This is a genomic window from Rheinheimera texasensis (assembly GCF_964031785.1).
Lineage (GTDB): Bacteria > Pseudomonadota > Gammaproteobacteria > Enterobacterales > Alteromonadaceae > Pararheinheimera > Pararheinheimera texasensis_A.
Genome location: NZ_CAXIRE010000017.1, coordinates 126,520 through 138,520, shown reverse-complemented (window position 1 = coordinate 138,520; position 12,001 = coordinate 126,520). Strand labels below are relative to the sequence as shown.

Annotated in this window: 11 protein-coding genes; 6 read left to right on the top strand and 5 right to left on the bottom strand. The window is 54.1% G+C overall.

Translation table 11 applies throughout. The features are described 5' to 3' along the window. Positions 1-12 precede the first annotated feature (12 nt). Positions 13-573 carry a peptidylprolyl isomerase gene (locus tag ABNT34_RS07110; protein ID WP_348730107.1) on the top strand — a complete coding sequence of 187 codons (561 nt, stop codon included), beginning with the start codon at positions 13-15 and terminating at the stop codon, positions 571-573. Positions 574-1,222: 649 nt separating this feature from the next. Beyond that, positions 1,223-1,483, top strand: a complete 261-nt coding sequence (locus ABNT34_RS07105; protein ID WP_348730105.1) for a hypothetical protein — start codon at positions 1,223-1,225, stop codon at positions 1,481-1,483. Between the two features lie 190 nt (positions 1,484-1,673). Here ABNT34_RS07105 and ABNT34_RS07100 read toward each other — a convergent pair whose 3' ends face one another. Continuing rightward, on the bottom strand, positions 1,674-2,084 hold the full coding sequence (locus ABNT34_RS07100) for a GNAT family N-acetyltransferase (RefSeq protein WP_348730103.1): 411 nt from the start codon (positions 2,082-2,084) through the stop codon (positions 1,674-1,676). A 189-nt stretch (positions 2,085-2,273) separates the two neighbouring features. On the opposite strand from ABNT34_RS07100, the gene ABNT34_RS07095 reads away from it, so the two are divergent. The 4 genes from ABNT34_RS07095 to cysW all read left to right on the top strand — a co-directional run bounded on the left by ABNT34_RS07095 (position 2,274) and on the right by cysW (position 6,747). Beyond that, a complete protein-coding gene (locus ABNT34_RS07095; protein ID WP_348730101.1) occupies positions 2,274-3,764 on the top strand; it encodes a PepSY domain-containing protein in 1,491 nt (496 codons plus the stop codon). 162 nt (positions 3,765-3,926) lie between these two features. Continuing rightward, the gene (locus ABNT34_RS07090; RefSeq protein ID WP_348730099.1) at positions 3,927-5,009 is read left to right on the top strand and encodes a sulfate ABC transporter substrate-binding protein; all 1,083 of its coding nucleotides are present in this window, start codon (positions 3,927-3,929) and stop codon (positions 5,007-5,009) included. A 23-nt stretch (positions 5,010-5,032) separates the two neighbouring features. Beyond that, the gene (gene cysT / locus ABNT34_RS07085) at positions 5,033-5,872 is read left to right on the top strand and encodes a sulfate ABC transporter permease subunit CysT (RefSeq protein ID WP_348730097.1); all 840 of its coding nucleotides are present in this window, start codon (positions 5,033-5,035) and stop codon (positions 5,870-5,872) included. After that, the gene (gene cysW, locus ABNT34_RS07080) at positions 5,869-6,747 is read left to right on the top strand and encodes a sulfate ABC transporter permease subunit CysW (protein ID WP_348730095.1); all 879 of its coding nucleotides are present in this window, start codon (positions 5,869-5,871) and stop codon (positions 6,745-6,747) included. Before cysT ends, cysW begins: the two co-directional genes overlap by 4 nt. Positions 6,748-6,757: 10 nt before the next feature. On the opposite strand, the gene ABNT34_RS07075 is transcribed toward cysW, so the two are convergent. From ABNT34_RS07075 to ABNT34_RS07060, 4 genes are all read right to left on the bottom strand, one after another. Next, positions 6,758-8,035: an acetyl-CoA hydrolase/transferase C-terminal domain-containing protein gene (locus tag ABNT34_RS07075; protein WP_348730093.1), complete on the bottom strand. Its 1,278-nt coding sequence runs from the start codon at positions 8,033-8,035 to the stop codon at positions 6,758-6,760. Between the two features lie 90 nt (positions 8,036-8,125). Next, positions 8,126-9,001 (bottom strand): helix-turn-helix domain-containing protein, encoded by an 876-nt coding sequence (locus ABNT34_RS07070; protein WP_348730091.1) that lies wholly within the window; start codon positions 8,999-9,001, stop codon positions 8,126-8,128. Between the two features lie 87 nt (positions 9,002-9,088). Next, a complete protein-coding gene (locus tag ABNT34_RS07065; protein ID WP_348730089.1) occupies positions 9,089-10,387 on the bottom strand; it encodes a PAS domain-containing methyl-accepting chemotaxis protein in 1,299 nt (432 codons plus the stop codon). 275 nt (positions 10,388-10,662) lie between these two features. Continuing rightward, positions 10,663-11,961, bottom strand: coding sequence for a PAS domain-containing methyl-accepting chemotaxis protein (locus ABNT34_RS07060; RefSeq protein WP_348730087.1), 1,299 nt, complete (start codon positions 11,959-11,961; stop codon positions 10,663-10,665). Positions 11,962-12,001 lie beyond the last annotated feature (40 nt).

Genomic DNA, 12,001 nt, shown 5'->3' with positions numbered 1-12,001 from the left:
AAGGAAAAGCGGATGAAGCTGTTAAAAAGTGCGGTGTTGTTATTGGGTTTGGCTGGAATTGGCGCGGTGCAGGCGGCGCCAACTGCGGTGATTGAAACCACCATCGGCACGATGAAGTTTGATTTGCACCAGCAAGCGGCGCCAAAAACCACAGCGCGTTTTATCGAACTCGCCAAATCCGGCTGGTACAACGGCAAATCATTTTATCGCGTGGTCAAAGGCCATGTGGCGCAGGCCGGCATCAATGATGACAATCATCCGGACCATCAGAAATACCGCGTCCCGGCCGAGTTCTCTGATAAGTTACCCCACATCCGCGGCAGCCTCGGCATGGCCCGCGACGAAGACCCGAACAGTGGCAGCACCGAGTTTTTTATCTGCTTAGAACGCCGCGCGCATTTAGACGGTAAATACACCAATTTCGGCCAGCTCAGCGACGGCGACAAAGTACTGGATGCCTTTGCTGCGCTGCCGGTAGAAGAGAAATGGATCGACAATCCGGGCGCAAAACCTATTGCTTTTCATAGCCCAAAACAGCCAGTGTTGATTAAGCAAATTCGGATTGAGCCTTGAGTGGTGGGGGATTTGTGCCAGAAGTTGGTGGTTGAATATATGAACATTCGATTCGAATTCGCAGCAAACGGCACGGCCGCTTACACAGCAGACACGCCGTGAATACGTCCCTGTAGGCTCGTCAGCCGCTATCCCTGCGGCTGACGGTCTGCTTTAGTAATCGACCGGCCGTTTTGAGAGTTCTTTTGTGGCAGTTGCATACACATACAACTATTTGGGGATAACGTGTACGGCGTGTGACGCCCAGCGGGCTTCGCTTGCGCGTACCGACTCGCTGATTGAGATCGTAGGTACCGGCAAGCGCAGCGTCGCCGTACAATGCTCCATATTCGATGACTGCAATTCGCCCCAAACGGACATGCAAAGCTCCAACAAAACTTGGCTCTGGAAAACCCTCAGTTGCACTAACAAGTTTTTGCTTCGGTTGCGGAGATGTTAACGTCTGAACATATATGAAATCGGATAGGTGTCCAGGAAGTGCCGTACCGCGACCTTTAGGCTATTCGCATCTTACATTGAGACCGAGCGTTGGGTTCGAATACTACACAAGTTCATATAACCAATTTGGCGCGGGAGTCTTCAGGCAGTTTATGGGAACAACACGTACATTTGATCCTCGTGGGACTGTTAAAAGATGGGGGAAACAATAGTGGACTTTGATGCATATTTAATTGATTTGTTAGTTCATAAAATCAGAGAAGGAGCTTTCTTCTCACGAGAACTTGTAGCGTCATGTTATGACGCTACAAAAGTTAAATTCCATTCCATGGAGGATGAACGGGTTTCTGAAAAATGGATTAATCAGTTGTTTATTGATTTCAGCCAAATGATTGCATCTAAGAATGATTTTTGGAAAGACACGGACGTAGTGATATCTCAAAAGCTGTACAGACAGATCGCGAGAAAATAAATTTGTAGCCAGGTAGATTTGGTAGTGAGTCAGGTTCACGAAAAACTGGTGTCCACAATTAAGGCAAAGCCGCCATCCCAAAACCCAACAAACCAATATCGGTGTCCACGGAGTGAGCGCGGGAGGCGCGAACGGGCGAACGCAGTGGCGTTGGGTTTGCCACTATGGACCAACTATCTAAACAGCGTTACTACAGCACCTTGCTCATAAAATACTTAGCGCCGCCGGCGAACGGGTAGTCTTGCTGGGTCCATTGCAGTTGATAGCCGTGTTTTTCGTAAAAGGGCCGGGCCTGAAAATCTAAGGTATCCAGCACCACATATCGGCAGCCGCGCTCGCGGGCGATTTGTTCGGCACGCATCAAGAGCGCGGAACCCTGGCCTTTGCCGCGTAATTCGGCTGCCAGCCAAAACGATTCCAGATAAAACCAGTTGCCAAAAGTGCGGCCGGCTAAGGCGCCGAGTAAATTGCCGGTGTCATCGTGGATGGCAAGGCCCAGTGGCTGCCGCAGGCTGGCGTCCCAGTGTAAGGCATTAAATTCGGCGATTTTTTGTTTGGCAATGTCGCCAAACTCAGGGTGATGTTGTTCAGTCAGCTGCATTGATGCGACACTCTGCGTGGAAAAATATGCGCTTGTTATACGGGATTTCGCCTCAACCGCCAAGCCAATAACAGGAAGGTCTCGGGTAGGTACCGGGTAGGTACCGGGTAGGTACCGGCAAGCGCCAGCGTCGCCGTACGTTCGCCGCCTTACACTTCCACCGCACAGCACAACTCAAAAGGAAGCCCTTTGTTCAGCAACATTCTTTGGTTAAGCCTCGGCGGTGCGCTGGGATATTGGCTTTGCACTGAACTGGCAACTTGGCTGCTGTCCTGGCTGACGCCAGCGCTAGGGATTGTCGATGCGCTGTTATGGACGCAACTGACGCAGCTGGTGCTGCTGATTGTGCTGGCGTTTGGTCTGCTGCAATTGGCGAAACGGCAAAAAGCGCTGCATGCGCTGGCAGGTAGCGTGTTGCTGCCGCTGGCGGTTATCGTGAGCTGGAGCGGCACTTTATCGCTGTATCGCGCTGAGCTTGATTTGGCTTTGACGCCTGCGCTGGCGCCAGCCCGCGCCGTCGACATACCAACCGCGCAACAGTTACAACTGGCGCTGCAATGGCAACAACAGCAAGCGCCTGCCGCAGCCCAGCTTTATGTGGAATTCGCTTCACCCCGCAAACCTTATCTGACGTTGCACCTGCAGCAACCGGGTAGCTGGACCTTAACCCGCCATTGGCTGCAACTTCCGACAGATCCTGCGCAGACCGGCTTGATTGCGCTGGGGGAACCGCTGGAACTGACGCCCGGCAATAGCCGGCATAGCGTCGGTGAATTGTTTTTTTCACTGCATTATCAGCTGGCGGGTTTGTTGCAGCGTGCGGCGCAGCCGCTATTAATCGGACTGTCGATTGCGCTGCTGGCGCTGGCTGCATCGGGTATTTATTTATTCTGGCAGCGCTGGCGGCAAGCCGGCACAACGCAGCTTTTCGGCCATGTACTCGGCCACGGCCCGTTACGTTGGCACTTGGTCGGGGCTTTACTGAGTCTGCCTTGGCTTTGCTGGTATTTTGGCTCGGCGCTGTTGACGCAGTATGGCAACTGGGCACCGGAACTGATTCAACAACACAGTGCGGCTTATTATCAGGCCCTGTTTCCAACACCGCTGCCACAGCCAGTCGCTGCCGCCAAAGAAACAGCCACGACATTCACCGCACCAGAACTGGCGACCTTGCTGCAAACACCGGGCTGGCCCGTCGCCAAAGTGCAGCTGGATCTAACCAGTGGCAAATGGTTGTTAACCGAACAGCCAAACTGGCCACAAACCGCGCCTTATCAACTGCGACAACAATCACTGAATACACAATTGCAGGTGCTGCCACAGGACGATTATTGGCAAAGTACCCCCTGGTCACTGCGAAATCTCGGCTACGCGGCGCATCAAAGTCTGTATGCCGGGCCTGCGCTACGCGTTTTATTAGCGTTTGGCGGCGTATTGGCCGTGCTGATGCTGTGCGGGGCGGCAGAATCCTATGGCCGCAAACGAAGCTGGTGGCTGCTTGCGCTGCTGCGCACATTAACCAGCGGTTTTGTGCTGGCGACATGCTTGTTGATATTGCTACAACTACTGCACTTGCCGCCCAGCGGCCTGGCTTTACTGCCGCAACTGGGCCTGTGCTGGGGCATTTCTGGCCTGCTGTTGTCCGGCTGGATCTGCTGGCAGTACCGGCTACAGCGCTGAAGCTTTAACATAACTTTTGGTTATAGCTCTGCACTTTTTGATTCTTTTTATCTTGACCGAATTGTTTTAGTCTTACTCCCATCAAGAGATGTTCAGACGTCTGTATATCTGAAACTGCCGGAGCCTTGCGACCGGCGGTCAGCCCTGATTGCGGAGTACAAGTTGCAATTATTCAGTTCAGCCCTGCAGGTCAGCGCGACACGGCGCCACCTGCAGTCATCGCAGCGCCATAGCACATGGCGCCGGTTCGCCCAACTGGCGCTGTTCGTTGTGCCGCTCGTTGTCGCAGCACCACAGCTGCAGGCCAATACGCAAACGCAAGCCAAAGAAGTGCGGCTGCTGAACGTGTCGTATGACCCAACCCGTGAGTTTTATCGCGATATTAATCAGCACTTTGCCAAAGTCTGGCTGGAAAAAACCGGTCAGAAACTCATTGTTGAACAGTCGCATGGTGGCTCTGGTAGCCAGTCCCGCGCGGTACTGGATGGCCTGCGGGCCGATGTGGTGACTTTAGCCTTAGCAGCAGACATTGACCCGCTGGCGCGTGTCGGCAAGCTGATTGACTCCAACTGGCAACAGCAATTACCGCATAACAGCTCGCCGTACAGTTCGACCATTGTGTTTTTGGTGCGTAAAGGCAATCCGCTGAACATCCGTGACTGGAATGATTTGGTGCGCGACAACATCGACGTGATCACCCCCAATCCAAAAACCTCCGGCGGCGCACGCTGGAACTATCTGGCAGCCTGGGCTTATGGCCTGAAAAGCAGCGGCAGCGAAGCTGGCGCTAAAGCTTTTGTGCAAAAGCTGTATCGTAACGTGCCGGTGCTCGACAGCGGTGCGCGTGCCTCGACCGGCACTTTTGCCCGCCGCGGTATTGGTGATGTGCTGTTAAGTTGGGAAAACGAAGCTTATCTGGCAGTCAAAGAATTAGGTGCGGACCAGTTTGAAATTGTGGTGCCGTCGATTTCAGTGCTGGCCGAGCCGCCGGTGGCGGTGGTGCAGAAGAACACCGAACGCAAAGGCACCACAGCGTTGGCGCAGGCTTATTTAGAATTTTTATACACGCCAGAGGCGCAAAAGTTAGCGGCTGAGCACTATTTCCGGCCTCTGCAGCCGGTGCCGGGTGTGGCGGCGTTGCCGCAGCTGGAGCTGAAAACCATCGCCGATTTTGGTGGCTGGGATCTGGTGCAGCAACAACACTTTGCCGAAGACGGCATTTTTGACCAGATTTATGCGCGCTGAGTCCGGTAACAGGAGCATTCGTTTTGTTTAGAAAATCGACGCAAAAACCGGTGTTGCCGGGTTTTGGCCTCAGTATGGGTTTCACCACCTTTTACCTGAGCCTGCTGGTATTCCTGCCGCTGTCGGCGCTGGTGCTGAAAAGCTTTGAGCTGGACTGGGCCGGTTTTGTCAAAGTGGTGGCCAGTGAACGCGCCATCGCCAGTTATCAACTGACTTTTGGCAGCTCTTTTATTGCCGCGCTGATTAATCTGGTGTTTGGCCTGCTGGTAGCCTGGGTGCTGGTGCGTTACAGCTTTCCGTTTAAAAAAGTCATAGATGCATTGGTTGATTTGCCCTTTGCGTTGCCGACGGCGGTGGCCGGCATTGCGCTCACGGCGATATATGCGCCAAACGGCTGGATTGGCCAGTATTTTTATCAGTGGGGCATCAAAATCGCTTATACGCCGATTGGTGTGACGCTGGCATTGGTGTTTATCGGCTTGCCTTTTGTGGTGCGGACAGTGCAGCCGGTACTGGAAGATTTAGAGCAGGAACTGGAAGAAGCCGCTGCCAGCCTGGGTGCCAACCGCTTACAGATTTTTTGCCGGGTGATTTTTCCGGCGTTGATCCCATCGCTACTGACTGGCTTTGCGCTGGCGTTTGCCCGCGCGATTGGTGAATACGGCTCTGTGGTCTTTATCAGCGGCAATATGCCGTTTCGCACTGAAATTACGCCGCTGTTGATTATGTCGCGGCTGGAGCAGTTTGATTACGCCGGCGCTGCGGCGCTTGGTACAGTGATGTTATTGATTTCGTTTATTTTATTGCTCCTGATTAATGCGTTGCAGCACTGGAGTCAGCAGCGGCACGGAGGTGCACGGTGAGTGCAGGTTCAGGTCAGTTTCAACCAAGACGCGCCACCACAGAACCGCTGTGGCTGCGTGGCATTTTATTAACTCTGGCACTGGGCTTTCTGGCGTTATTTCTGCTGTTACCGCTGGTGATTGTCTTTGGCGAAGCCTTCAGTAAAGGCTGGCAGGTTTACCTGGCGGCTATTACAGAGCCTGCGGCGGCGCATGCGATTAAGCTGACGCTGATTGCCGCCGTGATTGCGGTGCCCTGTAATGCGATTTTTGGTCTGGCAGCGAGCTGGGCCATTGCCAAATTTCAGTTCCGTGGCCGGCAGTTTTTAATCACTTTGATTGATTTGCCAATTGCGGTGTCGCCGGTCATTGCCGGCTTAAGCCTGATGCTGATTTTTGGTGCACGGGGCTGGTGGGGCGAATGGCTGAACGACCATGATTTACAAGTGATGTTTGCCGTGCCGGGTATTGTGCTCGCCACCATCTTTATCACTTTCCCTTATGTGGCGCGCGAGCTCATTCCACTAATGCAGCAGCAGGGCCGCGAAGCCGAAGAAGCCGCGCTGACGCTGGGCGCCAGTGGCTGGCAGACCTTTATCCGCGTCACTTTGCCGTCGGTGAAATGGGCACTGCTGTATGGGCTGATTTTGTGTAACGCGCGGGCCATGGGTGAGTTTGGTGCTGTGTCTGTGGTGTCGGGTAAAATCCGTGAACAGACCAATACCATGCCGCTACATATCGAAATTCTGTACAACGAATATCAGTTTGCCGCCGCCTTTGCCGTGTCGTCTTTGCTGGCTTTATTGGCGCTGCTGACGCTGGTGTTAAAAAGCAGCCTGGAATGGCGCGCCGCACGCGATTTAGCCGAAGCTGAGGCGTGCCGGCGGCCTGAGTGACAGCCGCTGTTCAGAGCCTCAACCCCCAGTCCTCAAACGCCTGCCGTGCCAGTTGTTCGCGAAATTGCGGCGCCGCGATGTCAATTAAAGCCCTGGCGCGTTCATTCAGGCTACGGGCGCGTAAGTTCGCGACGCCATATTCGGTGACAATGTAGTGCGCATGGGCACGGGTGGTGACCACGCCGGCGCCCGGGCTTAACAAGGAACTGATGCGCGACACAGTGCCGCCGGCAGCAGTGCTTGGCAGCGCGATAATAGCGCGGCCACCTTCGGATAAACCGGCGCCGCGGACAAAATCCATCTGACCGCCGACGCCGGAATAAATTTTGGTGCCGAGTGAATCGGCACAGATTTGGCCCGACAAATCGACCTGCAAGGCGCTGTTAATCGACACCACCTGCGGGTTTTGCCGAATCACCGCAGTGTCATTGGTATAAGCCACATCCAAAAACACCACTTCTGGGTTGTCGTCGACAAAGTCGTACAGCGCCTGACTGCCCATGGCAAAAGTGGTGACCACTTTGCCCGGATGTTTTTTCTTATTGCGGTTGTTGATCACACCTTTTTCCAGCAGCGGTAACACGCCATCGGAGAACATTTCGGTATGTACGCCAAGGTTTTGCCGGTCGCCAAGGCAAGCCAGCGCCGCATCCGGAATAGCGCCTATCCCCATTTGCAGGCAGTCGCCGTCACGAATCAGGCTCGCCACATTGGCGCCGATTTGTTGGGTGATTGGGTCTTGTTCCGCCGGCAGATGCAGTGGAATTACCGATTCCAGCTCAACGTACGCAGCGAAGTCCTGCAGATGGACAAATGAGTCGCCGTGGGTACGTGGCATACGTGGGTTAATTTGTGCAATGACACGCCGGGCATTTTGCATCGCGGCGCGGGTGGCCTCGACTGACACGCCGAGGCTGCACAAACCATGTTTATCTGGCGGCGACACCTGAATAATGGCGGTATCGACGCGTTGTTCTTTGCTGCGGAATAACTTTGGAATTTCTGATAAAAAACAAGGCACATAATCGGCCAGGCCGCCGTTGACCGCCGGGCGGGTTGGACCGCCGACAAAAAACACCCGTTGGCGTAAATGGCCGGCGAGTTCTGGCGCACACAAAGCACCGCTTTTTTCGGTATGCAGGCTCAGCAGCGTCAACTGCTGTTTGTCGCGCGCCACCTGGGCTAAGGCGTCCAGCATGCTGTAGGGGGTGGCCGCCATCGAATGGCTCCAGATGAATTCGTGGTTGCCGATCAGATTTAAAGCGCTGGCGGCGGTGGGATATTTCATGGACAGCTCCGTGCGGAAAAAAACGGCTAAAACAGAAGTCAGTGTAGCCGGTTCTTCATCAGACAAAACTGACCTTGATCAACAATGGTTTCAGTCGGTCTGCAGTGCGAGCCAGATGCGGCTATGCGCCTGATGCGCCGGCACGTCCGGGAAAAACTGCACCCGTTCCAGCAACAGCGGCACATCAGCGGGCAACCAGCCCCGCGCCGGCAGCAGTTCGGTGTATAAAGCGCGGATCACAGGTTCCAGCTGCGCATCAGGCCCGATGTGCTCATAACAGGCGTATAAACCGGCCGGCACCGTCACCAGACTCAATTCCGGCTGCTGCAATAGCTCCGGTTGTGGTGCGCTAAGCTGCAGCGCCAGGCCAAAACGGTAGTCATCCGGTGCGCAATCCTGTGGGTCGTCATACAGCAGGTTAAAGGTCGCGAAGCGGCTGGGATGTAATTTATTGCTGCGGCGAAACTCAATAAAACTCCGGATACTGTCGCCGATACTGGCCGGCTGGCCCTGATGCAGCCATTGCAGCAACAGTGTGCTGCTGCGTGTTTCAGTCCATAGTGTCGCGCCGTTAATGGTTGTGGTGTCGTTGCGGGCAATTTGGTTCAGCTGTGCAGTTTGTTGCGCCCAATATTGCCAGTCCGGCTGCTGGCGAAACTGCGCCGGCGCCTGGCCTAACCAACGGGCAAAAGCCCGGCTGAAACTTTCGGCGTGCTGATAACCGGCGTCCAGCGCCAGCTCAGTCACCGGAGTTTGCCGGTAGGCCAAAGCAGTGGCCGCCCGTTGCAGCTTCAGCAATCGCTGATAACTCTGCAGTGGCATCCCACAATAAAACCGGAACTGCCGGTGCAGATGCCAGGCGGAATAGCCACTGCGGGCGCTGAGTTCGCTCAGCGTCAGTGGTTCATCGGCGTTTTCAATCAGTTGGAGTAACTGGGGCAACAGCACTAAAAATGGTTCTGACATCAGCAAGGTCCTTAAGCAAGAAGTGGCCTTACTGTATCAAAGTCATCACACCGTCGCCTGACCGTTCTTGCTTTCGCTTTGTCCGGCTCAGGGCTTCAGTCTTTCTACCACAGCGACAAAATTCGCCACGCCCTGACCGACATCTTTAATGCCGGCGGCCACATCTTCCACCGCATGCTGGCCGTGCGCGGCGATACCGCTGATGGCGCTGAGTTGCTGGTCGATGGTCTGGATCAGGCCCGTGTTGGTCTGCACCACTTTGGCAATTTCGGCAGTGGCCTCCGCGGTGCGGCCGGCGAGTTTACGCACTTCGTCCGCCACCACGGCAAAACCGCGGCCAGACTCGCCGGCCCGTGCTGCTTCAATGGCGGCATTTAACGCCAATAAATTGGTTTGTTCGGCGATGCCGCGAATGGTCGTGACAATGTCGCTGATATTTTTGGCCTGCAGGCTTAACTGCGCACCGTTACTGGCGGCTTGCTGCACCTGACTGGCAATTTGCATCGAAGTAGCGACTGCCTCGCCTAATACTTTGACGGCATTGCCGGTAATTTGTGAGGTTTCTTCTGAGGTGGCGGCAGCTACTTCCACCGCCTGACGCGCAGCATTAACCCGCGCACTGATATCGGAGGCAAACTTAATCACTTTATAGACCCGGCCATGTTCGTCTCGGATCGGGTTGTAGGTCGCTTCGAGCCAGACCCGCTGCCCTTGTGCATCTTTGCGTTCAAAGCGACCGGAAAACAGCTGACCATTGCTGAGTTTTTGCCAGAAATCCGGGTTTTTCCGGTAGAAATCATCAAAACAAAAGATTTTGTGATGCTGGCCGCGGATTTGCTCGAGACGATAATGCACGGTATCGAGGAAATTTTGATTAGCATGCAGGACATGACCATCCGGGCTGAATTCAATCACGGCCAGCGATTTATCCAGCGCGCTCAGAATGGCATTTTTATCGCGTAATAACTGTTGATCGCGCGTAACGTCAGAAGCGATTTTAATCACCTTACTGACTTTGCCACTGTCATCCTGAACCGGGAAATAACTGGCCTGCAGGTACAGGTCTTCGCCATTTTTACGCCGGCGCAAAAAAGTACCGCTTTGCGGCTCACCGGCGGCCAGCGCACGCCAGAACTGCAGATAATCCGGGCTTTTGCTGTAGGCTTCGTCACAAAACATCCGGTGATGCCGGCCGATCACTTCGGTGTAGCTATAACCGGCAGCTTCGAGGAATAGTTTATTGGCGTCCAGAATATCGCCATCCGGGCTGAAGCTGATAAAAGCGATATTACTTCGGATGGCGTTGAGCTCGTTTTCCAGCTGCGCCTGATTGGCATTAAACAGGAGAGCGGCAGGCGCCGGCGTTTTGTGTTTGGAAAAAAACATAGGATCTCCGTATCAGAGCAAACACAACTGAAGATGCAACGTCCTGTTGACTCAGGTAGTCACTGACTCACAGGACAGCGGCATCAAACGATATTGCAGGTTCTTGCAGCACGCCGCAACACCCCTTGCGCCCCGACAGACTATGAGTATCTGCGAGACTGCTAATCAACCATAGCAGTGGATCTATTCGGGACAAGTCGGCTGAAAAAAAATATTCTGTCTGCCGACCCGGACCCAATCGACCTGCATCATAGCGCAGCGAGTTCTGCCGGTTGTTATGGCTTCAGTCGCTCGACTACCGCGACAAAATTTGCGACCCCCTGACCAACATCAGCGATACCGGCAGCAACTTCCTGAATACTGTGCTGGCCTTGTGCTGCGACGGAACTAATGGCATTTAGCTGCTCATCAATGGTTTTAATCAGAGAGGTATTGGTCTGCACCACCCGGGCAATTTCCGCCGTGGCATCGCTGGTACGGCCAGCCAGTTTGCGTACTTCGTCGGCCACGACGGCAAAACCACGGCCAGAATCGCCGGCGCGGGCGGCTTCAATCGCCGCGTTCAGTGCCAGCAAATTGGTTTGTTCGGCGATACCACGGATGGTCGCGACTATATCGCTGATGTTTTTTGCCTGTTGGTTCAGTTCAGTGCCGTTGCCGGCGGCTTGCTGCACCTGATGCGCAATTTGGACTGAGGTCGCAACCGCTTCATTCAGCACTTGCACGGCATTGCTGGTGATTTGTGAGGTTTGCTCTGAGGTTGCCGCAGCCACTTCTACCGCCTGGCGGGCAGAATGTACGCGCTCGCTGATGTCGGAAGCAAATTTAATCACTTTATACACTTTGCCATGCTCATCGCGGATTGGGTTGTAGGTCGCTTCCAGCCAAATGCTGTCACCACGGGCATCTTTGCGTTCAAAGCGGCCGGAAAACACCTGGCCACTGGCGAGGCGTTGCCAGAAATCCGGATTTTGCCGGTAAAATTCGTCATGACAGAAAATGCGGTGATGTTTGCCCTGCAGCTGATGCAATTGATAGTGCATGGTTTGCAGGAAATTGTCGTTGGCATGGATGATGGAACCGTCCGGCGCAAATTCAATCACCGCCAGGGATTTATCCAACGCGGCCAGAATGGCATTTTTATCGCGCAGGGCCAGCTGGTCTGTCGTGACGTCACTCGCCAGTTTAAATATCTTAGTAACACGGCCGGTATCATCCAGCACCGGAAAGTAACTGGCTTGCAGATAGACAGTTTTGCCAGATTTATGCAGCCGGGCAAAAGTGCCGTTTTGTGATATGCCTTGGCTTAGTTGTTGCCAGAATTGCTGATAAGCACTGCTGCTGGTGTAGGTTTTGTCACAAAAAATGCGGTGATGCTTGCCGATGACTTCGGCATAGTCGTAGCCAATAGTGTTGAGAAAGAGTTTATTGGCGTCGAGGATAGTACCGTCGGGCGTGAAACTGATAAAAGCAATATTGGAGCGAATAGCATTTAGGTCGTTCTCCAGTAAAGCGACGTCTTTGGCGTACAGTAAAGCAGAGGTTTCGGCCGTTTTCTGACGTGAAAAAAACATACAAGCTCCGGACGCAGGGTGCTAAAAAACTTAAACAATT